This window comes from Lignipirellula cremea (genome assembly GCF_056501455.1).
Genome location: NZ_CM151415.1, coordinates 5630548 through 5654952, shown reverse-complemented (window position 1 = coordinate 5654952; position 24405 = coordinate 5630548). Strand labels below are relative to the sequence as shown.

The window sequence follows — 24405 nt, the reverse complement described above, 5'->3', positions numbered from 1 at the left end:
GGGAGGGAAGGGATATGCGGGCGCGTCAGCCGAACGACTTGCCCGGCTGAAGCGGACGTCCCGAGTGTACTTTCGCGAAAGCCCCGTTCCCAGCGACGGCCGCCGGAAAGCGGTGCAGGCGGAATGCGCGGCGGTCCGAAAATGACGACGGGCGGGCGCCGCCGAATCTCCGTAAATGCGGCAGGAATAGGGGCTCGGCCTCCGAACGGCTCAGGCGTCGATGAACGAAACGGGGCTGGAGATCACCTTTCGTACGCTGGCGAAGTCGCCCAATCGGGCGGCGTCGCGGCTGGCGATCTCCGCGCTCGCGGCGCCCTATTTCCAGATTCGCCGGGCGGCGGTCGAAGCGAATCTGAAGCGGAAGGAACCGGAAGGCCATCTCGCGCTGCTCGAACGCTGGTCGACGCTCGGATCGGCGCTCCGCGGCGAGACGCCGAAATGCCGGTACGAATTCGTGCAGACGCTCGATCAGCGGCTACCGCAGCTCGTCGGCGCCCTTCGCACGCACGCGATCGCGGCCGCGACATTCCTCGGGGCGTGCGAACTGCTCCCCAGCATGATCCGCGCCGCGACGCGGGGGCCGGCAGCCGATCGCTCGGCGGCGGAACGGGCGGCAGTCGATTTGGCCGGGATTCTGACGCGGGAACGGCTGGCGATGCAGCCTCGCCTGACGCAGCGGCAGCTTCTGCACGTCTATACGCGCAGCGTCGCGGCGGTGAAGGAGCGGATCCGCGAGTCGCTCGACCGACCCGATTCGCCGCTGTTCGAGATCCTGTTCGTGCTCGTCGAGGATAAGAACTGGATCGCTTCGACGCTGGCGGGCGGTTCCGAACTGCGCGGGCCGCTGCTCGCCGCGGTGCGCCGCACTCGCAATCCGGCGGCGCTCGACCGGGTGATGGACCTGTTCGCGACCTCTTCGGCCTCGAAAGCGCTGGCGGAGGCTCTAGCGGAGCGTCGCGACGGAGAATTCGTGGAGGCGACGCTGCGAGGACTGGAGTCCCCCTTCCGGATCGAACTGATCGAGCGCCTGCGCGCGACGAAGCTGCTCGACTGGCTCGAACCGAGCGAGCGCACGCTGCGCGCCGTTCCGCGGCGATTCGGGCCGCTGCTGTTGCGGCTGGCGATGCGGCTGACCGACCATCCGCCGCGCATGCGGGAGATTCTCGAAGGCTTCTACCGCATCGGCGAGCCGGACGTTCGCCGCGAGGCGTTGCGACTGGCGCGGAGGCTTCCCCCGCATTTGATCGCCGACCTGCTGCACGAAGCCCGCAGCGAAGCCGATCCCCAGGCGCTGGGCGACGTGCTGATCCTGTTGCGGGAGAAGAGCTCGCCCGAAACGTTCGAGGCGGCGATCGCAGCGCTCGAACGACCGCATGCGGAGGTTCTCGTCGGACTGCGTCGCGCGCTTCCGGAACTGACGTACGAGGCGCTGATGCGGCGGGCGGACGTCATGGAGGCGGACGACCTGAAGGGGATCGGTCGAGCGGTCTTCGCCGTGCGACCCGAGGCGCTGGAGCGACTGCGCGACGGTATCGACTCCGCCGATCGGGCCGTTCGCCTGCGCTCCCTGCGGCTGGCATGCAGCGTGGGCGTCGTTGAGGAGATCGAATCGACGCTGCTGGCCGCCGCGAAGGAGTCGGACAAATTCGTGCGCGAAGCGGCTCTCGAAGCGCTGGCGCTTTGCGATACCGAGGCCTCCGTCGACGCCCTGACGGAGGCGCTTTCCGACGAGCTGCCGCAGATCCGCGACCTGGCCGAGCGACTGCTGATCGAGCGGATCGCGCGACCGACGGGACTGGCCCCGCCGGCGCTCCGTCCGAAGCAGCTCGCCGCGTTCATCGCCGCAGCGTCGCAAGGCTACGGCAGCGAACCGGCGGACTCCGGAGAGCGAACGCCATGATCGACGGCCTTCGCCTCTTCGCCGCGGTGACGTCGGGGGAGGAGGCTCTTTCCACGCCCGCCGCGAGCGACGAAGTCGCGGCGTTCCTGGCCTTCGCCAGCGTGGGCGCGTTCGTCCTGGCGGTCGGGGCGCTGATCGCCTACGCGATGCAGGTGCGGCGTGGGCGTCCGCTGGACAATCACGCGGCGCTGTTTCGCGACCTCTGCGACGCCCATCGTCTGGATCGGGAGGATCGCGATACGCTGCTCGACGCGGCCGCAGCGGCGGGCGTGCGCGGCGTGGAGGTCTTCATCCGCCCCGAGACGCTGTCCGACCTGGCCGACCGCGTGGACGATCCGGCGACGAAGAATCGCTGCTGGGCGCTGAGGCGCCGGCTGTTCGGAGCGATCGAACGAGACCGGGATCTACCGCTCAGCCTCTGAGGAGCTGGCCGTCGCGGTCTGACTCTGTCGGGGTGATGGAAGAGTTCGTAGGGTGGGTCATTGACCCACCCTGCGAAGGCAACCCGGGTTCAGCTCACCACACCAGCGTGGCGGCGTCGAAAACGGGGCCTTCGACGCACGTTCGCTTCCAGTCCCACAAGCCGTCGTCCTGCTGGACGCGGGCGACGCAGGTGAAGCAGATGCCGATGCCGCACGCCATCGGCGTTTCGAGCGACGCCCGGCAGGGGACGCCGTAGCGCTGGCAGATCTCGCTCGTGCGATGCATCATCGCTTCGGGTCCGCAGCAGTAGACGAGCGTCGGCTCCTTGCTCTCCTGCAGCAGGGCTTCCAGATCTTCCGTCACGAAGCCGGAGGATCCTCGCGAGCCGTCGTTCGTGCGGATCCGCAGGTCGACGCCGGTCGCGGCGAAGTCCTCGACCCCTGCGAGATAGTCTGCCGAGCGGGCGCCGTAGCAGAGAATCGTCTTCGTCACGCGAGTCTTCGCCGCCCGGTCGTCGCCGAACGACTGCTTCTCTAGCGCCTCTCTCGCGACCGAGAGAAGCGGCGTCTGACCGATGCCTCCCGCGACGAGGATCAGGCGCTCCACGTCGGGCGGGTCGAATCCGTTGCCGAGCGGTCCCCATAGCTCGACCTCCGCGCCGACCGGCAGGCGGGCGAGCTGGCGGGACATCTTCCCTTTGACGAGGTACAGGAAGCTCAGGCTCTGCGGCTGGCCGTCAGGTCCGTCGATTCGCTCGTAGAGGGCGAACGGTCGCCCGATTAGCGGATCGACCAGACCCGCGACGCGGATCATGAAGAACTGGCCCGGCAGGATCCGGCGCGCGATCTCGGGCGCCGCGACCTCCATCCGCATCGTGTCGCGGGCGACTTCGCTGGTCGCCAGCACGCGAGCCTTTTCGCAGACCGCCCGATCCGGGTTGTACTTCGCGTGAACGGACATCGGCTGGAGCTGAACCTCTTCGGCGAGCGGAGGGTGTAAGCCCTCCGTGTTAGGCGATCACAAGCCGGTTTCGAACTCGGGGGGTTTACACCCCCCGCTCAGAGAGAGGCGACGAGCCGCATCGGATTCTAACGGCTCAATCGTCCTCGGCATTCCGCTTCAGACGCTTCGACAGCGGAGTCGGCGGACCGTCAGCACGCTTTTTCGGAGCGCCGGGACGGGGAGCCGCCTTCTTGACCGCACGCTTGCCGGCGGGACCTTCGCCCTGGGGGCGACCGGCCGCAGGACCCTTGCCGACAGGTCGCTTGCCGTAAGGAGCCGCGCCCGTCGGGCGTCCGGATGCCGGACGTCCAGCCCCCGGTCGCGAGCCGGCAGGCCGAGCTCCGGCAGGTCGCGTTCCGGTCGGTCTGGCGCCGCCGGCTCGGGGCGGGGCAGGGCGCTTGCCGGGGGGGCGACTGCCCGCAGGGCGATCGCCAGCGGGACGCGTTCCCGTCGGACGGGCTCCCGCGGGACGCGGGCCGTCGGCGAACTTCCTCCGCGGACGGGGAGCCTCCCCTTCGCCGCCGTCGTAAGCGCCGGGGCGGGCGGGTCGAGGCGCCGGACGTCCTTCGCCCACAGGCTTCCGACCGGCGAACTTGCCGCGCGGACCGGTTGGCCGGGAAGAGCTCGGTCGTCCGGCCGCTCCGCTCGGTCGTCCGCCCGCTCCGGGTCGATAGCCGGGACCGTCGCCTTCGGAACGACGGAACGGCGCCTTCTTGCCGGGAGCGCCGCTGCGAGGCGCCGAGCGAGGTCCGCCTTGGCTCGACTTCTTCGGGAAGCCGCTCGGTCGGCTGGGGCGTTCCGCGGCTCCTTCCTCTTCGGAAGCACGAAGCGCGGCCTTACGTTTGCCTTCTTCCAGCACCTGGCGGGAGTTCTTCGTGCCGGGGCGCGAGGGCCGTCGCTTGGTCACCGTGCCCGCCGCTTCGCGGAGCTTGTCCAGTTCCTCGTGCGTCAGCAGACGGTGAGCGCCGACGGGCAGTTCGCCCAACTTGAGCGGGCCGAGCGAAATGCGCCGCAGCCGGAGCACCTTGTGTCCGAGCTTCGCGAAGACGCGGCGGACCTCGCGGTTCTTCCCTTCCTGGAGCGTCAGTTCCAGTTCGGTGTAGTTCGACGTCTTCCGGCGGATCTTGTACTGGGCGATGCGGGCGATGCCCTCCGCCAGCGGTACGCCTTCCTTCAACTGCCGCAGGGTATCCTCGTCCGGCGAGCCCTGCACCGCGACGAGGTACGTTTTCGACACGCCGTAGCGTGGATGCGCGAGGCGGTTGGCCAGCTCCCCGTCGTTCGTCAGCAGCAGCAGGCCTTCGCTTTCCTTGTCGAGCCGACCGACGGTGAAGACGCGATCCTCCTCCGGAACGAGGTCGATCGCGCGGGGGCGTCCGTCGGGATCGCGATTCGTGGAGAGGACGCCTTTCGGCTTGTTCAGCATGTAGTACCGCATCTTCGGCGTCTTCACGAGGACGCCGTCGACGTGGACCTTCTGCCGCTGCGGGTCGACGCGCACGCCGAGCTCGTCGGCGACTTTGCCGTCGATTTCGACGCGGCCGTCGGTGATCAGCTCCTCGCATTCGCGTCGGCTGCCGAAGCCGGCGACGGCGAGAACCTTCTGCAGGCGAACGCCCGATGGAGAATCGTCGTCGCTCATTCGCCCGCTCCTGCCGCTTCAGAAACCCTGAACTCTTGGGTGGAGTCTACCGCGACCGGGGCGGTTCGCGTAGGGCGTGCCGCCTGGGCGGGCGCACGAAGAGGACGCACGGGGAGGGCCGTCGTCGGTAGACTAAACCATGGCCTGCCTGCTCGCGCCTGCCCTCCCGAACCCCGATCGGAGATCTGCGATGCCTTCCGCCCGATTCGCCCTGTTCCTCGCGACCAGTCTCGTCGCCTCGACGCTCTTCGCGGCCGATCCGACCGATGCGCCGCTCGCCCACGTGAAAGCCGACGTCGATTCCGGAAGGGCGATCCTGGTCGACGTCCGCGAGAAGCGGGAGTGGGACGCGGGCCACGTCCAGGGGGCCGTCTTCCTGCCGCTCGGATCGATCGCCGACGGGCTCAACGAGGAAGAAGCGGCCAAGCTGCCCAAGGAAAAGGTCGTCTATCTGCACTGCGCCATCGGCCTGCGCGCGGCGTCGGCAGGGGAACTGCTGGAGAAGCAGGGTTACCGGGTGCAACCGCTGGACGTGGACTACAACGCGCTCGTCAAAGCGGGCTTCGTGAAGGCGAAGGATTGACGCCGTGGCGAAGGTGAAGAACGCGAGGCATCCATGCGAATCCTGGTCATCGGCGCCGGCGCGACCGGCGGATATTTCGGCGGTCGCCTGCTGGAAGCGGGCTGCGACGTGACGTTTCTCGTCCGTCCGCGCCGGGCGGAGCGACTCGCCGGCGACGGTCTGACGATTCGGAGTCCGTTCGGAGACGTCGCGCTCCCGCCGCCTCGGACGGTTCAGGCGTCGGACCTGCGCGAGGCTTACGATCTGATCCTGCTGAGTTGTAAGGCGTACGACCTGGAGCAGGCGCTTGAGGACTTCGCGCCCGCAGTGGGACCGGACACGGCGATCCTTCCGCTGCTGAACGGGATGCGGCACTTCGAGACGCTCGACGCGCGCTTCGGCGCCGAACGCGTCCTCGGCGGATGGTGCTTCATCGTCGCGCGCCTGGAAGAATCCGGCGCGATCGTCCACTCCAGCGACGTCCATGGACTGTCCTTCGGCGAACGGAGCGGCGAACGCTCGGAGCGAGTCGACGCCATCGAACGGACCATGTCGGGCGCCCGGTTCGAATCCCGGGCCAGCGACCGGATCGAACTCGAACTCTGGGAGAAGTGGACCTTCCTCGCCACGCTCGCCGGGGCGACCTGTCTGGCCAGGGCGTCCGTCGGCGATATCGTCGCCGCGGGGGGAATCGACCTGATCGTGGGCCTGCTGGAGGAATGCCGATCGATCGCGGAGCGATCCGGCGCGGCGCCTCGACCGGACGTCGTACAGGGATTCCGGGAGCGTCTGACGGCAGCCGGTTCGCCGATGACGGCTTCGATGCTGGCCGACGTGGAACGGGGCCATCGCACGGAGGCCGACCATATCCTGGGCGATCTGGTCCGACGCGGTCCGGCGACGACGCTCGATCGGTCGCTGCTCAAGCTGGCGTACGTCGCCGTGAAATCGCACGAGGCGAGAATCGCCCGGCAGACGCCGACCCGCGGCTGACGCGAGTTTCTTTAGGCGGTAGCGGCGTTAGCTTGTGCCGTGTCGGCGATTCGCCAGATTCGGCACGGCTGGACAAGCCAGCCATGGCACACGGACCAGGCCCGAACGTCGAACTCCTCTCCGCGCCAACTGCGAACTGTGCTTGACCGCTAACCCGACTCGACCCATGCCGCCGCTTTATCCGCTGACGTTCCGACCGCTCTACCGCAGCTACCTCTGGGGCGGTCGCCGGCTGAAGAGCCTGCTGGGCAAGCCGCTCGGCCCGGAGGCCCGCTACGCCGAAAGCTGGGAAATCGTCGACCACGGCGACGATCAGAGCGTCGTGACGGAGGGTCCGCTGGCGGGGAAGTCGCTCGGCGAACTCGTCCGCGAACGGGGCGAGGAACTGCTAGGGCCGGGGCGGACGTACGATTCGTTTCCGCTGCTCTTCAAATTCTTGGACGCTCACAAGGACTTGAGCGTCCAGGTTCATCCGGACGACGCCTACGCCGCGACGCTGAGCCCGCCGGACCTCGGAAAGACGGAGGCGTGGGTCATCCTGCATGCGGATCCCGGCAGCAAGATCTACGCCGGCCTGAGACCCGACGTCGATCGCGAAACGCTGCGAACGGCGATCGAAACGGGTCGCGCCGCCGAGACGCTGCACGTTTTCGAGGCGAAGCCGGGCGACTGCGTCTTCATTCCGGCAGGAACGGTTCACGCCCTGGGCGCCGGGCTGGTCGTCGCCGAAATCCAGCAGTCGAGCGATACGACCTATCGGCTGTACGACTGGGACCGGGTCGACGATCAGGGGAACCGCCGGCCGCTGCATATCGAGGAAGCGCTGAAGACGACCGACTTCGCCCGCGGACCCGTAAATCCGGTGGAGCCGCAACCGACCGACGACGGTCTGGGCGAACGGCTGGTCGATTGCGACAAGTTCCTGCTCGATCGGTACCGGACGACGGAGCCCGTCCCGCTCGACGCGAGCCGAAGTTGCTTTATCGTCGTCGCGCTGGAGGGATCGTGCGACCTCGTCGCGGGACCGGACCGCGCCGGAATCTCGCTCTCGAAGGGCGCGACTTGCCTGATCCCCGCCTCGGTCGGCAAGTTCGAACTGCGACCGCGGGAGATGCTGACCGCCCTCGTCGTGTCGCTGCCGTAACGACCGGGGGCCTGCCCCACGCCGCTCGGATCGCTCGTCGCCGGCAGAACCGCTCCTTTCGGCTTCGTCGCGCCGGACGGCGCCCCTTCGCCTGTCGGTCCCGCCGTCGAAGGTCGGGCGACCCTTTCGGGCGGCGCTTGCGTACCGGAGGGAGCGACATTTCGCGTCGCCCTCGGGCACGGGATGCAGTCGCTCGCCGCCAGGCGTCGAAAATCGCTGTAGCCCGCCCCGGCAAGATTCGCTATTGCAGCGGCGGCGAACCCTTCCTCCGAATCCGACTGCCCCAGGTCCACCATGTCTCGCGGTCGTCGGAACGTTCGCCGGATCCTCGCCCTGTCGCTGGCGGCGCCGCTGCTCGGCGGCATCGTGGGCGGCTGCAACCTCTATCGCCCCGGGCTGTTCGAGCCCCGGACCATCGAGCAGCAGCGCTATTCCGCTTCGATCCACGATCCGTACGGCCTGCCCGACGCGGGCCCGGAAATGGAAGGCGTTCGCCCCCGCGACTTCCAGCAGCCCTCCGCAGAACCTGCCCGCGCCCGCTGGTTCGCCGAAACCTGGCAGGGTCGGTAAGGCGCTGTTCTCTCCGGCGCGTCTTGAACGATCCGTGTGCCATGGCTGGCTTGTCCAGCCGTGCAGGGCCCCAGGTTTCGTTCGTCCCTGCGGAGTCATCGGGCGCAACGCTGTTCGATCGCGAAGCGCGAGGCGTTTGGGGCGAATGAATCCCGCTTCCGGCACGGCTGGACAAGCCAGCTATGGCACACGGATCAACCGAATCGCGTCAGCGGATGCAAGATCCTCGGCGCCGGGAGCCGCCCGCGAACCGCGCTCCGCAGTCGAGGCGCCCGTCGCAACGTTGAATTCCCGGACGCGAGAGAATAGACTTTCTCTAGCAGGTCGGCTCCTGCGCCGCGACGGGGGAGAAATGCTCCTTCGGTCGCGTCGAAGAGCCGGCCGCTCGACCGCTTCTTCCCCTTCTGCTTCGCTAGCGAGAACCGGCGGCGCTCGGAAGCGGTCGAAAAACGCAGGCCTGGGCCCGCCGTCACGTTCCGTATCCCATCTGGACGGAACGTCCGCGCGTCCTCTCGGCGTTGCGTGGAGCGTTCGGCATTTCCCGCCGGTCGCCCCCTGATCGTCGCCCCGGTTCCCGTCCCTCCGCCTGCGCGGATCGACCCCTTTCACTCCGTTCGAGCATTATGTCCCGTTATCCCAACGACGACCTGTTCGAAGGGACCTCGATGACCTTCGGGGAACACCTGGAGGAATTGCGGGCGTGCCTGTTCCGGGCGGTGATCGGCATCGTGCTGGGGTTCCTCGTCGGCATGCTGGCGGCGAACAACGTCGTCAAAATCCTGACCCATCCGCTGCAGAACGCGCTGGAGCAGTACTACGTCGACAAGGCCATTCGCGAGGTCGACGCGACGGAGCTTCCGCCCGGCGTGAATGCGGAGGACGTCCGCATCGCGATCCGGACCGAGCGCCTGGTTCCCGACAACAATATCCGCGTCGACGTTTCGCACCTGTTGACGATGCTCAAGACCGTCGCGCCCGAGGGTTTCGGCGACCTGCCGGCGAGAATGTCGGTCTTCGTACCGAACGATCTGCCGCTGAACCGGGTCGTGCCGCTCGCGAAGCGGATGACGGAAGAACCGTCGGCCGCGCCCGCGGTCGCAGATCCCGCCGCGGATCCGGCTGCCGCGAAGGAGCCGTCGATCGTCGCGACGCTGCGCGAACATCTCACCGACGAAGACCGCAAGTTCGTCGAGGAAACGGCGAAGCTCGACGTGGCCGAGCCGGTAGGCGAAGAGACCCGCGTGCGCATGTTGCAGACGCTCAATCGGTTGATTGGCGACGAGTCGCTCGCGCTCGAGGCCGACCTGGTGACCGGACTGGAGAAGACGTACGGAGAGGTCGTTTATCCGACCGCCGTCGAGCTTCGCGAGAAGGCGCTGGAAACCCGCGACCCGTCGGACGTACGAACGCTCAATCAACTCGCCATCTCGACCGCCTTCCCGACGGATCTTGTCGGCAGCGGCATTCCGCTGGTCGATCTGCCGACGTGGAAGCTCTCCGACGTGCGGGTGCAGGCCCTCGGCGCTTCCGAAGGCTTCATGATCTGGATGAAGGCGGCCTTCTTCACCGGCATGGTGCTGGCGAGTCCGTACGTCTTCTATCAGATCTGGCTGTTCGTCTCGGCAGGCCTCTATCCGCACGAAAAGAAGTACGTCTTCATGTACCTGCCGATGAGCCTGGGGCTGTTCCTGGCAGGCGTGCTGCTGGCGTACTCGTTCGTGTTCGAGCCGGTGTTGAGCTTTCTGTTCTCGTTCAACCGGATGACCAATATCGACCCCGATCCGCGCATCAGCGAGTGGCTCGGCTTCGTGCTGTTTCTGCCGCTCGGGTTCGGCGTTTCGTTCCAGCTACCGCTGGTGATGCTGTTCCTGAACCGGATCGGCATCCTGGAAATGGACGCCTACATCAAGAACTGGCGGATCGCGATCATGGCCATCTTCGTGATCTCGATGGTGCTGACGCCGTCCGATCCGTACAGCATCTTCTTCATGGCCATTCCGCTCGTGATCCTGTACGGCGTCGGAATCCTGCTTTGCAAGTACATGCCGAAGGGCCGCAGCCGGTTCAGCGAAGCCTACGAGCCGGCGTAAGCAGCAGTCTTCTCTGAGCGGGGGGTGTGAGCCCCCCGAGCCTAAATCGACGACGAGCGCTGCGCGTAAACCTCGGGGGACTCACGTCCCCCGCTCAGGAATTCTGAACGCGTCAAATCGCGTCGGGCCCGCGTTCGCCGGTGCGGATCCGGACGCAGTCGTCCATCGGCAGGACGAAGATCTTGCCGTCGCCGATCTCTCCCTTGTCGCCGGTCCGGGCGCCCTTGATCACGGCGTCGACGGTCGGCTGAACGAATTCTTCGTTCACCGCGATCTGCAACTGCACCTTGCGGAGCAGGTTCACCGCGACTTCGTGCCCGCGGTACATCTCCGTGTGACCCTTCTGTCTTCCGAAGCCCTGGCAGTCGACGACGGTCAGGCGAAAGACTTCCACATCGGTCAGCGCCGCCTTGACGGCTTCGAGTCGGCTGGGCTGGATGACGGCGATGATCAGCTTCATGACGGAGCAGTCAGCGGGAACTTCGGAGACGGCAGGCGCGGGGCAAGTCTAGTCCTCCCGCGGAAGCGCCGCAAGGAAGCCGGCCGAAGAGCGATCGAAGGGCGTCAGAGACGGTCGATCCGAGCGCCCGCAGCAGGGCCGCTCGAAAAAGAAGGAACACCCCGGTCTGAGCGAACGAGGCGGACGTTCGCCCAGACCATTGGGGTATCCTTCTGGCCCAGGCAGGCCGAAGAAGTTCGAGCTGTACGGTGTCAGCGCCTGGTGCAGCGGGCGTTCCCGTAGGTCCGGCGAACGCCCGAGGTCGATGACGAAATCCCTTCGCCGTACTCTCGCCTCTCGATCTCCCTGAGAAGCGCCTTTCGCTGCGATCCGTCGAGCTGTCCTGGCTCGCGAGCGCCGTCGCAAGCCGACCGCGTCTTGCGGTCGGCTTTCTTCATCGACTTCGAATCGATCAGTTGTGAGCGCCGGCGGGGGCTCCGACCGGGGCCGAGTAGGCCGCGCCATGACCATGGCTCACGCCGCTGGTCATGCCGTCCGCGACCAGGTGCGGCGGGTAGGCGTACATGCCGTGCTCGCCGATGTCGAGGCCTTCGATCTCTTCCGCCTGGGTGACCCGCAGACCGATCGTGTACTTGATTCCGAGGAAGATGATCATGCTGGTCGGGAAGGCCCACGCGAACGCGGCGCCGATTCCGATCAACTGGGTCGCCGTCTGGGCGAATCCGCCGCCCCAGAGGAGACCGCCTTCCATCGCGAACAGACCGGCAGCCAGCGTGCCCCAGGCGCCGCAGACGCCGTGGACCGAGATGGCGCCGACGGGATCGTCGATCTTGATCTTGTCGAAGAAGACGATCGACCCGACGACCAGCACGCCCGAGACCAGACCCGTGATCGCCGCCGAGATCGGCGAGAGGGTGTAGCAGCCGGCGGTGATGCCGACCAGCCCCGCCAGAACGCCGTTAAGCGTCAGCGAGGGGTCCGGCTTCTTGAAGGCGATCCAGGAGACCACCATCGCGCCGATGGCGCCGGTGCAGGCCGAGAGGTTCGTGGTGACGGCGATCAGGGCGAACTCGCCGCCGCCGATCGCAGTCGTCGAACCCGGGTTGAAGCCGAACCATCCCATCCACAGGATGAACACGCCCAAGGCGCCGAGCGTAATGTTGTGGCCGGGGATCGGGTTGATCTTCCCGTCCTTGCCGTACTTGCCGATGCGCGGGCCGAGGACGATGGCGCCGGCCAGAGCGCACCAGCCGCCGATGGAGTGAACCACGGTCGAACCGGCGTAGTCGCTGAAGGCCGGCAGACCCATGCCCGCGAGCAGTCCGCCTTCCGGCGCTTCCAGCCAGCCGCCGCCCGAGAAGAGGCCGTTCCAGGCCCACGACCCGAACACCGGATAGACGAACGCCGTGATCAGGACCGAGTAGATCAGGTAGCCGACGAACTTCGTTCGTTCCGCCATGGCGCCCGAGACGATCGTGGCCGCGGTCGCGGCGAAAACCGTCTGGAAGATCAGAAAGGCCCAGTTGAACTGGTCGTCGGTCTGGCCGGACCAGACGAAGGCGACGCCTTCGCCGCCCCAGGCGAAGAAATGCCCGACCTGCATCGTCCCGAACATCAGGGAGAAGCCGGCCAGCCAGTAGATGATGGACCCCATCGAGAAGTCCATCACGTTCTTCATGATGATGTTGCAGGCGTTCTTCGCTCGCGTGAAACCGGCTTCCACGAGCGCGAAGCCGGCCTGCATGAAGAACACCAGGAACGCCGCCAGGCAGGTCCACAGGATGTTCGCGTCGTGGAGCACCGATTCAGCAGTGAGGGGCGCCTCTTCTTCGACGACTTCTTCCGCGACGACGACTTCGCCATCAGCGGGCGCCGCATCGGCGGCGGGAGCTTCGGGGGCCGCTGCTGCGGCGTCCGCTTCCTGGCCGTACGCGGTCGGCGCCAAGGCCGACATCGCTCCGGTCACTGCGACCAGGAGCGCGAATCCCCAGATGCATTGCTTCCACTTCATAATCGCCTGCCTGATTGAAGGATGTCGGTCTTCCGCGCGTTCGAGCGCATGCGGTGGTGAAACGATCCGCCTCCGCAGCATTCCGCCTGCTGCGCGGCGAACGTTCCCCTTAGCAAGGAACGTGCCGCGAGAACCGGGGCGTCAAGGGAAGAGCGGGCCTAACGACCGCGTGAGCAAGCAGTTAACTTCTTGCGATTTTACGCAAGTTTCTGTCGGGATCTGCCGCACGACAGCTTGGCGCCAGGACATCAAGCAGTGAATGTCGCTTCCTTCAGCGCTCTGGGTCCCCCCGGGGGAACGATCGCCTGCGGGCGGCGCCGAAAGCGGTGAAGCGAGCACGACGTCGTGCTTAGCGGCGCTCGAAATTGAACAGCGCTTCGACGTAGTCGTCGACGTCGAACCGTTCCAGGTCCTTCTCGGTTTCGCCTTTACCGACGAACACGACCGGCAGGTCGAACTTCTGGCGAATCGGGATGGCGACGCCCCCCTTGGCCGTGCCGTCGAGCTTGGCGAGCACGATGCCGGTGCAGCCTGCCGCTTCGGCGAATCCGGCCGCCTGGCTCAGGCCGTTCTGTCCCGCGGTCGCGTCGAGGACCAGCAGCGACTCGTGCGGCGCGTCGGGAATGAGCTTGGCGATCACGCGGCGGATCTTGCCCAGTTCGCTCATCAGGTTCGTCTGCGTCTGCAAACGACCGGCAGTGTCGACTATGCAGACGTCGGCGCCCACTTCCAGCGCCCGGGCGACGGTTCGGTGGGCGACGCTGGCGGGGTCAGCGTTCGATTCGCCCTTCACGCATTCAGCGCCGAGTCTTCCGGCCCAGACGGAGAGCTGCTGCACCGCGGCCGCGCGGAACGTATCGCCGGCGCCGAGGACGACCGTTTTCCCCTGCGAACGGAACCAGTGCGTGAGCTTGGCGATCGACGTCGTCTTGCCCGAGCCGTTGACGCCCACCACGAGGATCACGGTCGGTCCGCTCGCGGCGAACTTGACCGGATGCTCCGGCTGCATCATCGTTTCGCGGACTTCCTCCTTGACGATCCGGATCAGATCCTCCATCTCGAGCACGCGAGCGCGGTACTCGTACCCGATCCGGTCGCGGATCTTCTGCGCCGTCGCGACGCCCATGTCGGTCCGGATCAGGATCGCGTAGAGCTCGGTCAGGAACTCGTCGTCGACGAGGCGGCCCCCCTTCTGGAAGAGGTCGCGGACGTCGCGGTTGAGCCAGTCGATCGTCTTGCGGAGCGCGGACCGAAGCCGCTCGATATAGCTCATTCTCCGCGTTCCTCACGGGAGACTTCCCGATCCTGACGGGAGACCTTGTCGAGAATGCCGTTCACGAACGAAGGCGAACGCCGGTCGCCGTAACGCTTGGCCAGTTCGATCGCCTCGTCGATCGCGACCGCGGCGGGCGTTTCTGAATAAAGCGCCTCCCAGGCGCCCAATCGCAGGACGTTGCGATCGGTCGCCGCCATGCGGGAGAGCGACCAGTTGATGGCCCGGGCGCCGAGCGCGGCGTCGATTTCCGGACGCTTTTCGCGCACGCCGGCGACGATCGCGCGGGCGAACGCCATGTTCTCCGGATCGCCGCGAAGACGACTCTTGAGGAACGCCTCTTCCCGCTCGGCGCTTTGGCCCGGATTGAGGTCGTCCTGATACAGGACCTGAAGCGCCACTTCCCGGGCGCGGCTGCGTCGGCTCATGACTCGGCGGCTCGCTTCGCCCGTCTCAGGACGGCTAGAGTCTCCATCGCGGCCTCGGTCGCTTCGACGCCCTTGTTGCCGACGGTTCCGCCGGCACGCTGCAGGGCCTGTTCGAGCGACAGCACGGTCAGCAGGCCGAATCCGATCGGTTTGCCCGTGCGCAGGGAAAGTTCGCCCAGCGACAGCGAGACCTGACGGTTGATATGTTCGTCGTGCGTCGTTTCGCCCTTGATCACGGCGCCGAGGCAGATGACGGCGTCGTGCGATTCGAGAGCGGCCTGGGCGACGATCGGAAGCTCCCAGGCGCCAGGCACCCAGAAAACGCCGATGCGTTCGTCCGCGACGCCCGCCTGGCGCAGGGTGGAGAGAGCGCCCTCCAGCAGGCGACCGGTGATGGATTCGTTGTATCGCGACACGACGACGGCGTACGACGCGTCGGCGGCGTCTGACGCCTGAGCTCTTGTCTCCAAACTGACGTTCCTCGCCCGAAACGAATCGACCGGCCCTGACCCTCTACCCGAGTCGAACCGACCAGTATCCGTCGCCGGGCGAAGCGGGACAAGGATGCGAGCCCGAGATGGGCCTTTACGGAGCAGGGCGAAGATCCAGTTTCGCGCGACGCGCGGGGAGTCGCGAGATATCGGGCGCTACCGAGCCGCCGAGCGGGGCGGGGACGAGCGTCAGCGTGATCGAATCGCTCTCGGCGTCGAGCATCCGGGCGTAGAGAACGTCCGCCGATTCTCCGGCGACGATCGCCTGTCCGGGGGCGATACCCGCCTGGGCGAACGCTCCGTCCGGCCTCGCGTCCGTGACGGAGATCAGTTCCACGGTCTTCGCCCCGTCGATCGCGAAGCGTTCGCTCGCCGTGAAGCCGAAGCGCTCCTGGACGAGGTAGCGGACGCGCCGCGCCTGGACGAAATCGTTGACCGCCTTGCCGCCGCCGGCGAGGAGGGCGATCGCCCCCATCAGATAAAAGGCCAGCATCCCCCTCACGAGCGCCTGATCCCAGGCCCGGTCGTGCCCCTTGTTCTTCGCGCCGGCGATCGCTCCGTAAGCGATCGTGCCGGCGGTGACGATCAGGATCAGGAGCAGGTTGACGAGCGAACCGAACAGGACGCCCAGCAGGTTCCAGGCGAGGAACTGCAACGAAAAAAGGACGCTCCCGATCAGGAACGCCCTCATGCCGAAGCGAAACAGATGATGGCCCGACTCCGTCGCCGCGAGGGGACGACCGGGAGCGAGTTCGAGCGCCGGTTCGGGAGCTTCGCGAACGGGCGACCCGTCATCCTGGCGAGCGGAGGGCGTCAGCCCTTCGTTGTCTGCGGACGTGGTCGGCTCGGCTTCCTTGGGCGATGCGATCGGAGTTGTTTCGACCATGGCATCGTCGCCGTGCAGGCGCTCTGCTCTACGGAAGTCGGACTCGGGGGACTCGCGTCCCCCGCTCGCCGATTGCGGTCGACTCACGTTCTCACGTTCATTCCCATCAGGAACTCGACGTTCGACTTGCTCTTGGTCAGCTTGCCGACGAGGGTCTCCATCGAGTCGACGGGGCTCAGTTCGCTGAGCGCCCGGCGGAGCAGGGTGATCCGGCGATGTTCCTCCGGATCGAGCAGGATCTCTTCGCGACGGGTGCCCGAGGCGCTGATGTCGATGGCGGGATAGATCCGCTTGTCGGCGAGCTTCTTATCGAGCACGATCTCGAGGTTTCCGGTTCCTTTGAACTCCTCGAAGATCACGTCGTCCATCTTACTCCCGGTTTCGATGAGCGCCGTGGCGAGGATCGTCAGCGAGCCCCCCTCTTCGACCTTGCGGGCGGAGCCGAAGAAGCTCTTCGGCTTCTGCAGCGCGTTCGCGTCGAGACCGCCGGTCAGCGTCTTGCCCGACTGCGGGCATTCCGAATTCCAGGCGCGGGCGAGACGCGTGATCGAATCGAGGAAGACGACGACGTCGATCCCCGCTTCAACCATCCGCTTCGCTTTTTCAAGGACCATCTGCGATACCGCGACGTGGCGTGACGCCGGTTCATCGAAGGTCGAACTGACGACCTCGCAGTTGCGACCGCGGACCTGCCGCTCCATGTCGGTCACTTCTTCGGGTCGCTCGTCGACCAGAAGCATGATCACGTAGGCTTCGGGGTAGTTCTCCAGAACCGCGCGGGCCATCTTCTGCAGGAGGACCGTCTTGCCTGCACGAGGAGGGCTGACGATCAGTCCGCGCTGACCGAAGCCGATCGGCGCGACCAGATCGACGACTCGCGTCGCCAGATCTTCCGGCTCATGTTCCAGGACGATCCGTTCGTTCGGATGCAGAGGCGTCAGGTCGTCGAACTCCCGCCGGCTCGACGCCAGGTTCGGATCCTGCCGATTCACCGCCTCGACGCGGAGGAGCGCGAAGTAGCGTTCGTTCTCCTTCGGCGGACGGATCTGTCCCGAAACGGTCGAACCCGTCCTGAGGCGGAAGCGCTTGATCTGGCTCGGCGAAACGTAGATGTCGTCGGGGCAGGAGAGATAGTGATAGGCCGAGCTGCGCAGGAACCCGAATCCGTCCGGCAGGATCTCCAGCGTCCCCTCGCCGTACATGAGGCCCGCTTCCTGCATGCGGCGCTTCATGATCCGGACGATCAGATCTCCCCGCGGCAGATCGGCTACGTCGTTCAATTCGGCGCTGCGGGCGACTTCCAGCAATTCGGGCATCGAGAGCTTCTGTAGTTCGGTGAAGCTCGAATCGACCTCGACTTCGCCTTCCGGTTCGCGACGCCGGCGCCGACGGTCGGCCTCGCGAGCGACTTCCTCGGCCAGGCTCAGCGGTTCGCCTTCGGCCTCCAGTTCGCGCATACGCTGCGCGACCTCGGGCGACACGGGGTCGCCCTCGCCGGGTTCGCGGCGAAACCGCGCCGCGCGCAGCGGTCCCCGGAGAGGCGCTTCCGTTCGATCGGCGCCGTTCGACCGATAGGCCGTTCGCCAGGAGGGTCGCTCCTCGGCCAGACGGCGAAGGCGTCCATCGCCGTCGCTATCTCCGTTACGGCGATCTTCGGACGGGTAACTATTGGCGCCGTGGTCCGCAGACATAACGGCATCGCTCCTTGCGCGGGCTAAATCGTGGATTGGGGAAAGCGAACCGAAGTTCGGGCGCCTTCGACCAGATAGTGGGAGAAAAGACGAGGTCGGCGGGGCTTCCTCGTCGCCTTCAAGTTCTGTCGCAACCGGCGCGGCAGGCGAAGCTGGGGACAGCCGCCGCCTTGCAGGATTTCGACGTGAGCATTGAGGGACCGCGTCGCGATCCTGCGGCAACGGAGAGACAAGGGGGGTCAGGTTGTCGAGGCGACCTTGCCGACGACTTGCAGAATAGACGTCCCGGACGACGGTCCGGTTCTTTCCGAGACTCCGAATCAGATCGCTTCGATCGCCCCGCTCGGGGGAGGCGAAACGGCGAAAGCAGCGGAGGCGCTGCAGCGAACGACGAGGGGCTAATGGGGCCGGGCGTTGATAAGGGCCGCCGAGCATTCCGAGCCAGGCGGCAGCGCGTCCTTAGTGGCGTGTTCGTTCGCGGTGTGGGGTTATTCTAGAAACTCCCGCGCTCCGACGGAACGAAGCATCTCGCCTTTTTCTAACGCCGATGCGGGCGATGAGTTCCGTAAATTCCGTGAAGAAACCGGTTTAAGGAGATTAATGCCCCTTAAGTGTTTGTAGCAGGTCCGCGACCTGCCGCTCCGTCACCGAACTGTCCCCCTCGTTCGCGACCGTCCAGCGGGAACGATTTTTTTTCTCTTCCAGCGGCAGTTGATGAGCCTCTCGCTGCCGGTGGGCCGCCGAACTCCACCCCCGGGCAGCCGTCCGGGCCATCCGCGTCGCCTCGCTCGCATCGACGAAAACCACGCCGTTGCAGTCGCGGTCCCACCCCGACTCGAAGAGCAGCGGAATATCGAGGATCACCAATGCGACCCCTTCGTGTCGGAGTTCCTCGATCCGTCGCAGGATTTCTTTTCGCACCCGGGGATGCAGGACACTCTCCAGAAATTTGCGATTCGCCGTGTGCGATTCGTCGTCGCCGAACACTAGCGTCGCCAGTCGCGAGCGGACCGCCTTGCCCGCATCGTCGAGGATTTCGCAACCGAATCGGGAGGCCAGTTCCTCGATCACGTCCTCCCGGTCCAGCAGCTCATGGGCGATTCGATCGGCGTAGATCCCGACCGCGCCGTGGTTGCGCTCGAAGAGCTGCGTGACGAAGCTCTTCCCGCTTCCGATGCCGCCTGCCACGCCGAGAATGATCATGCGCTGTCGTATCGTCTGGGTCGTGGTCTTAGTCGCGAACTGCGTCTTGTAGGGCAGGCGCCCCGCCTGCCGCCGCAGCGCAGGAAGCGTTCATGGCAGGCGGGGCGCCTGCCCTACAGGAGATCGATCAGTTCGAAAACTTGTAGGGCACGCCGTCGCGCCAGTTGTCGCCCACCTTGGCGTCGATGCTGATCGGAACGGCCAGCGGTTGCAGGCACGGATGTCGATCGGCGCCGGTCATCGTCTCGCGCACGATCGCGGCGACCGCGTCGACCTCTTCCTCCGGGGTCTCCAGCACCAGTTCGTCATGCACCTGGAGCAGCAGCCGGGCGCGAAGGTTCGACGACGCGATGGCCTGTTCCAGCCGAACCATGGCAACCTTGATCAGATCGGCGGCGGTCCCCTGGATGACCGTGTTGACCGCGATCCGCTCGGGCACCGTGCGCTGGTACGGATCCTTCACCGTATCGGGATCCCGCACGCCGTCGACCGGTCGTCGGCGGCCCGACAGCGTCGAGACGTATCCCAGCCGCCTGGTGTCGCGAAGAGTCTGCAGGATGAATTCCTGCACGCCGGGATAACCGCGGAAGTAGGCGTCGATGAAGGAGGCCGCTTCTTCGCGAGAGATGCCCAGCCCCTTCGACAGCCCGAACGGACTCTGGCCGTAGATGATGCCGAAGTTCACGGCCTTGGCCCGGCGCCGCATCTCCCGGTCGACCTCCTCGGGCGCCACGCCGAAGACCTGGGCGGCGACGCGGGTGTGAATGTCTTCCTCGCGGGCGAAGGCGTCGCGAAGCGCTTCGTCGCCGGAGAAGTGGGCCAGCACCCGCAGTTCGATCTGCGAATAGTCGGCAGAGAAGAGCTTCCACCCCGGTTCGCCCGGGATGAACGAGCTGCGGATCGCGCGGCCGTTCTCGCTGCGGATCGGGATGTTCTGAAGGTTGGGATCCTTCGAGCTCAGACGCCCGGTCGCGGCGACGTCCTGCATGAACGAGGTGTGAATCCGATTGGTCTTCGGATGGATGATCTGGCAGGTCGGGTCGAGGAACGCGTCGATGTACGTTCCCTTCAGCTTCGTAAGCTGCCGGTACTCCATCAGCGCCGCGGGGAGCGATCCTTCGCCCAGGCGATCGGCCAGCTCTTCGAGCACCTCAGCGTCGGTGCTGGGACCGGTCTTGGTCCGCTTGATGACGGGGAGCTTGAGCTTTTCGAACAGCAGCACGCCGAGTTGCTTCGGCGAGTCGGGGTTGAACAGCTCGCCCGCCATCTCGAACAACCGTTCGCGCAGCGCCTCGATCTGCCGGCCCAGGTCTTCGCCCAGCAGGCGCAGGCGATCGCCGTCGACGGCGATGCCGCGGTATTCCATCTCCGTCAGCGTTTCGGAGACCGGCATCTCGATCTCGTCGAACAGCAGGGCGAGACCCGCGTCGTCGATCGATTCGCGAAGCAGTTTCCCCAGACGGTACGTGACGTCGGCGTCCTCGGCGGCATAGATGGCGACGTCGGCGACCTCCGCCTCGTCCATGCGGATCTGTTTCTTGCCCGTGCCGATCAGCGACGTGATCGAGATGTTCTCGTGTCGCAGGTAGTACTTTGCCTGCTCGTCCATGCCGTGCGCTCGCGCGCCCGGCTGAAGCAGGTAATCGGCCACCAGCGAATCGAACACGATCCCGCGAACGACGATCCCGGCGGTGCGCAGCACCTGGACGTCGTACTTGCCGTGATGCGTCAGCTTGCGCCGGCTCGGATCCTCCAGAATGGGCTTGAGGCTGGAGATGGTCGACTCCCGGTCGAGCAGCTTCGACTCGGGCGGCCCCATCACCGGCAGGTAGTACGCCTCGCCTTCCTTCCAGCAGAACGACAGGCCGACGACGATCGCGTGTCGCGGATGCGTCGACGTCGTTTCCGTATCGAAGGCGAACTCCTCGACCTGGGAGAGCTCCGCCAGGAAGGCCTGGAACTTCTCTTCGTCGTCGATCAGGCGATAGTCGGCTTTCCATTCGGCGTCGCCGACCTTGCTCAGGCGCCGCGAATCGTCGGAAGAAGACGCTCCGCCCGAGACCTCGAAGTCTGCCGGCAGATCGAGGGAGAGCGGGTTGTCGCAGCCCCGATTCGCCAGAACCATCATCCGCTGACCGAGCCCGCGGAAGCCGAACTCGCGCACGATCGCATCGACGGCGCCGGGGTCGCCTCCGCCCGCGCAGCCGCGTTCCCAATCGATTTCGACCGGCACGTCGTCGCGGAGGCGCACCAGATCGCGGCTGATCGGAAGCGTCGGCTGCGAGTCGCGAAGGTTCTCCTGCTTCTTCTTGCCGGGGACCTTGTCGATATTCTGGAGCAGGTTTTCGAGCGTGCCGAATTCCTGAAGCAGGGCGGTCGCCGTCTTCGGCCCGATCAGCGGGACGCCCGGGATGTTGTCGACCGGATCGCCCACCAGGGTCTGGAAGTCGACCACCTGTTCGGGTCGGATGCCCCAGTCGACTAGCAGGCGCTCGGGGCCGTACATCTCCTGCTTGCGGATGTAGTAAAGCGAAACGTGCTCGTTCAGCAGTTGGCGGCAGTCCTTGTCGTTCGTGACCAGATAGCAGTCGAGTCCATCCTCGACGGCCCGACGAGCCACGGTCGCCATCACGTCGTCGGCTTCGAATGTGGGGCATTCCAGAATCGGAATCGCCAGCGCTTCGAGGGTCTCCTTCAGCCGCCCGACCTGGAACCGCAGGTCCGCCGGCATCTCCTCGCGATGGACCTTGTAGTCGGCGAAGAGTTCGCTGCGAAAGCCGACGCCGTGCGAATCGAATGCGCAGAACAGATAGTCCGGCTTGCGCTTGTCGAACAGGTCCAGCACGTCGCGACAGAAGCCGTAGATCGCTCCGACCGGCTGCCCCGACGGGCTCGTCATCGGGCCCATGCCGTGGAAAACCTGGTACAGGATCGCGTACGCGTCGAGGACGTAGACCGTCTTGCGCGACCCGCCCGTCTCTGACTTGCCCGAATCGACGGCAGCGACCGGAGCGGCCGGAGCAGAAACGGCGGCAGAAAGCTCGACCGCGGGCTTCGCGGCCGCAGCGGCATTTCGGGATTCGACCTCGCCCCCTGCTGTCTCCGGCCGCGCTTCCGCAGCGCCGGGATTCGCCTCGCCCGAACCGAATTCCAGGCGGCCTTGCGATTCGGACTTCTTGCGGGCCATGCGATCGATCGAGAGAGCGGAGCGAAGCGAACGCGTCATTATGACGGGTTCGGGGCGTCGCGGCGCCAGTCGCTCAGAAACTCCAGTCGGTTCGTAAAGGAGTCCGCAAGGAGCCGGATCGCGTTCGAATGCATCCCGGAGTTCGGCTGTCTACCGCTGCTGCTGCGTCTTCATCTGATTGGATTCGATGCGTTCTACCCGCAGGATGACGGCGGCCTCGCGGTTCGGGCCGGACGGGATCGGAATCTGGCGCTCCTCGCCGAGTCGTACGGGCACCGTCGTCTTCAGAGACCGGGCCGAGACGATCGGCTTGCCGACGTCGAGGTTCAGTCCCTTCACGGGTTCGCGACCGTCGAGGGACGTTACTTCGATCTCCATCGGAGAGAGAACGACCGAATCGGAATCGTCGCCGGGACTCACCGTCACGTTCAGACGAATTCCCAGTTCGTAGGCTTCCGTCTTGCGAAGCTCGAACTTGCCGTCGCCGAGCGGAACCAGATAGTCGAAGACCTGTTGCGAGGCGACGTAGACCGTCGCTTCCTGCTTCTCGATCACTGACAATCTCGGCGCCGAAATGATGTTGACGTTCGGATCCTCGGCTATCCGGGTACGCAGGTCGCGCGACTTGGCGTAGGTGACCGTAGGCGTCGGTTGCGGGGCGGGCGAGACGATCTCGCCCGAGATCGACGTGAGAGGCGGAAGCGTCTTCAGCGCTTCGGCGATCGGTTCGTATCGAAGCGCCTCCTGGATCGTCTTCGGCGGCGTATTCGCTGACGCCGCGTCGCCTTCCTCCGGGCTTGCGAACGTCGCTTTCGGATCCGATGGAGCAGGCAGAGCGGGGTCGGAAGAATGCGAATGCAAGTCGGCGATGTGTCCGCCTCCTTCCACGATCACCAGTTCGACCGCGTAGATCGGGCCCTTGAGGTCTTGCAGCGTCGATAAAGTCTCAGGAGCCGGCGGCGGCGAAGCGGGCGGCGACTGGGCGGCTGCGATGCACGGGAGAACGATCGAAGCGAAAAATGCGATCCATCGATTCGACATCGAGAGTCCTTCAGGTAAGAAAGAGTAGTCCGTCGAGACGTCAGGGAACGTTGGAGATCTTGACCGTCACGGGTCCGGCTCCGAGCAGGCCTTCCCGCGACCGGGGATGGAGAAGGCTCGCTACCTGTTCCTCCTCGAGCAGGACTGTGGTTACGTTCGAGGCGACCTCCGTCGAATTCGCGTAACCGTGAACGGCGTCGAGATCGGTATCGTTCGAGACGGCCGTCAGCCGCCCGCCGAGGAATCCGATTCCCGTCGCGGCGATTACCGATGCAGCGAACGCCAACGCAAGCCTGCGACGGGGTGGCCGGTCGCCGTCGTTCCTGCGGCGATCGTCGAGGCAGAGAAGCGTCTGCCGCACCCGCGCGTCCAGTTCCTCGCTCGGGCCGGCAGGGCCTGTCGCGGCGACAAGGCGTTCGAGTTCCGTCCGTTCGAGTTCATTCATGCGGCGCCTCCAGTCGCTCGCCCAGTCGCTCCAGCGCCCGGCGATAGCGCGCAGCGACGGTCGGCAAGGGTTCGTTCAGCAAGTCGGCGATCTCCCGAAACGTCAGCCCGGCATGGAGCCGGAGTTCGATCGTTTCCCGGCTTCGCTCGTCCAGCGTTTCGAGAACGCCTTGGACGGAGCGAAGCGTTTCCTCGTCGAAGCCATCCGGTACGTCCAGGCGCTGCGAAGGAATCTGGTCGTCGCCGGGAAGGCTCGTTTCGCTCCGACGGAACTGCGACCGCCTCAGATCGATCGCCGCGTTTCGGACGCAGCGAAAGAGGTACAGCTTCGGATCCCGCGGCGGAGCGTCGAGCGCCGCGAGCTTCACGATCGCGGCATGGACGGCGTCTTCAGCCGCCTCCCGCTGTCGGAGCGTCGACCACGCCGTCAGAAACAGTTCCCGACGGAACTGTTCGTACAGCGGGCCGAGCCACGCGGAAGGAGACATCGTCCCGGCGTCCCTGCAAGTTCGATCGAAGGCGTCCTTACTCGTATCCACGTCCCGTTCGGCGAATTTATGCACGAGCGAGACGGATTTCTCCCGAATCCCTTCGAGACGCCGCGACCGCTTCACGGATCGCTGATCGCGAATGGGAGGTCCGCCGTTTAATCGATTGTAGGAATTCTGTCGATTGGGCGAGAGCGGCGGAGCTTCGGGCGGTCAGCCGATCGGTCGGAACGTGCGACGTTCCGGTCTTGCGGGCGTCGGCTGCGGAAGGAGGTCGTCGGACGCCGATTCCGATTTCGTTGACTGGCGCACCGCGTCAACTAGAATTCGGGTGCCGTATCCTCTTATCGCTACGGCGATTCGGCTGCCGCGTTCGCGACGAGAGCCGATTCGTCGGTTCGCCGTTCCCGATATTCGTTCGCCGAACGGCGTACGCCACGCTGAAACCCAGGGGCCTCGCTCCTCCTTCAGGTACC

At 66.0% G+C, this 24405-nt stretch carries 21 protein-coding genes; 7 read left to right on the top strand and 14 right to left on the bottom strand.

Annotated elements, in window-relative coordinates; translation table 11 throughout:
* The first annotated feature begins 220 nt into the window (after nt 1-220).
* On the top strand, nt 221-1900 hold the full coding sequence (locus SH602x_RS22175; protein WP_479474360.1) for a HEAT repeat domain-containing protein: 1680 nt from the start codon (nt 221-223) through the stop codon (nt 1898-1900).
* Nucleotides 1897-2322: a hypothetical protein gene (locus tag SH602x_RS22170; RefSeq protein WP_479474359.1), complete on the top strand. Its 426-nt coding sequence runs from the start codon at nt 1897-1899 to the stop codon at nt 2320-2322. Before SH602x_RS22175 ends, SH602x_RS22170 begins: the two co-directional genes overlap by 4 nt.
* Before the next feature lie 94 nt (nt 2323-2416).
* On the opposite strand, the gene SH602x_RS22165 is transcribed toward SH602x_RS22170, so the two are convergent.
* On the bottom strand, nt 2417-3283 hold the full coding sequence (locus SH602x_RS22165; RefSeq protein WP_479474358.1) for a dihydroorotate dehydrogenase electron transfer subunit: 867 nt from the start codon (nt 3281-3283) through the stop codon (nt 2417-2419).
* Between the two features lie 136 nt (nt 3284-3419).
* A complete protein-coding gene (locus tag SH602x_RS22160) occupies nt 3420-4967 on the bottom strand; it encodes a pseudouridine synthase (protein WP_479474357.1) in 1548 nt (515 codons plus the stop codon).
* Between the two features lie 190 nt (nt 4968-5157).
* Here SH602x_RS22160 and SH602x_RS22155 point away from each other — a divergent pair, with 190 nt between their 5' ends.
* The 5 genes from SH602x_RS22155 (at nt 5158) to tatC (ending at nt 10326) form a co-directional block, all read left to right on the top strand.
* Nucleotides 5158-5550 (top strand): rhodanese-like domain-containing protein, encoded by a 393-nt coding sequence (locus tag SH602x_RS22155; protein ID WP_479474356.1) that lies wholly within the window; start codon nt 5158-5160, stop codon nt 5548-5550.
* Nucleotides 5551-5583: 33 nt separating this feature from the next.
* The gene (gene panE, locus SH602x_RS22150; RefSeq protein ID WP_479474355.1) at nt 5584-6522 is read left to right on the top strand and encodes a 2-dehydropantoate 2-reductase; all 939 of its coding nucleotides are present in this window, start codon (nt 5584-5586) and stop codon (nt 6520-6522) included.
* A gap of 166 nt (nt 6523-6688) precedes the next feature.
* A complete protein-coding gene (locus tag SH602x_RS22145; protein ID WP_479474354.1) occupies nt 6689-7666 on the top strand; it encodes a type I phosphomannose isomerase catalytic subunit in 978 nt (325 codons plus the stop codon).
* A 294-nt stretch (nt 7667-7960) separates the two neighbouring features.
* Nucleotides 7961-8236 carry a membrane or secreted protein gene (locus SH602x_RS22140; RefSeq protein WP_479474353.1) on the top strand — a complete coding sequence of 92 codons (276 nt, stop codon included), beginning with the start codon at nt 7961-7963 and terminating at the stop codon, nt 8234-8236.
* Nucleotides 8237-8859: 623 nt separating this feature from the next.
* Nucleotides 8860-10326, top strand: coding sequence for a twin-arginine translocase subunit TatC (gene tatC / locus SH602x_RS22135; protein ID WP_479474352.1), 1467 nt, complete (start codon nt 8860-8862; stop codon nt 10324-10326).
* 112 nt (nt 10327-10438) lie between these two features.
* On the opposite strand, the gene SH602x_RS22130 is transcribed toward tatC, so the two are convergent.
* The 12 genes from SH602x_RS22130 to SH602x_RS22075 form a co-directional block, all read right to left on the bottom strand.
* The gene (locus tag SH602x_RS22130) at nt 10439-10786 is read right to left on the bottom strand and encodes a P-II family nitrogen regulator (RefSeq protein WP_479470951.1); all 348 of its coding nucleotides are present in this window, start codon (nt 10784-10786) and stop codon (nt 10439-10441) included.
* 451 nt (nt 10787-11237) lie between these two features.
* A complete protein-coding gene (locus SH602x_RS22125; protein ID WP_479474351.1) occupies nt 11238-12797 on the bottom strand; it encodes an ammonium transporter in 1560 nt (519 codons plus the stop codon).
* A gap of 349 nt (nt 12798-13146) precedes the next feature.
* On the bottom strand, nt 13147-14070 hold the full coding sequence (gene ftsY / locus SH602x_RS22120; protein ID WP_479470953.1) for a signal recognition particle-docking protein FtsY: 924 nt from the start codon (nt 14068-14070) through the stop codon (nt 13147-13149).
* A complete protein-coding gene (nusB, locus tag SH602x_RS22115; protein ID WP_479474350.1) occupies nt 14067-14498 on the bottom strand; it encodes a transcription antitermination factor NusB in 432 nt (143 codons plus the stop codon). The genes ftsY and nusB overlap by 4 nt, the downstream gene beginning before the upstream one ends.
* Entirely contained in the window at nt 14495-14968 is a 474-nt protein-coding gene (gene ribH / locus SH602x_RS22110) for a 6,7-dimethyl-8-ribityllumazine synthase (protein WP_479474349.1), read from the bottom strand. The genes nusB and ribH overlap by 4 nt, the downstream gene beginning before the upstream one ends.
* 115 nt (nt 14969-15083) lie before the next feature.
* Nucleotides 15084-15875, bottom strand: a complete 792-nt coding sequence (locus SH602x_RS22105) for a hypothetical protein (RefSeq protein ID WP_479474348.1) — start codon at nt 15873-15875, stop codon at nt 15084-15086.
* Between the two features lie 83 nt (nt 15876-15958).
* Nucleotides 15959-17332 (bottom strand): transcription termination factor Rho, encoded by a 1374-nt coding sequence (rho, locus tag SH602x_RS22100; RefSeq protein WP_479477130.1) that lies wholly within the window; start codon nt 17330-17332, stop codon nt 15959-15961.
* A gap of 831 nt (nt 17333-18163) precedes the next feature.
* Nucleotides 18164-18769, bottom strand: coding sequence for a dephospho-CoA kinase (gene coaE / locus SH602x_RS22095; protein WP_479474347.1), 606 nt, complete (start codon nt 18767-18769; stop codon nt 18164-18166).
* Between the two features lie 127 nt (nt 18770-18896).
* A complete protein-coding gene (gene polA / locus SH602x_RS22090; protein ID WP_479474346.1) occupies nt 18897-21995 on the bottom strand; it encodes a DNA polymerase I in 3099 nt (1032 codons plus the stop codon).
* 111 nt (nt 21996-22106) lie between these two features.
* The gene (locus tag SH602x_RS22085; protein ID WP_479474345.1) at nt 22107-22997 is read right to left on the bottom strand and encodes a hypothetical protein; all 891 of its coding nucleotides are present in this window, start codon (nt 22995-22997) and stop codon (nt 22107-22109) included.
* Nucleotides 22998-23037: 40 nt separating this feature from the next.
* Nucleotides 23038-23442 (bottom strand): hypothetical protein, encoded by a 405-nt coding sequence (locus SH602x_RS22080; RefSeq protein WP_479474344.1) that lies wholly within the window; start codon nt 23440-23442, stop codon nt 23038-23040.
* Nucleotides 23435-23929, bottom strand: coding sequence for an RNA polymerase sigma factor (locus tag SH602x_RS22075; protein WP_479474343.1), 495 nt, complete (start codon nt 23927-23929; stop codon nt 23435-23437). Before SH602x_RS22075 ends, SH602x_RS22080 begins: the two co-directional genes overlap by 8 nt.
* Nucleotides 23930-24405 lie beyond the last annotated feature (476 nt).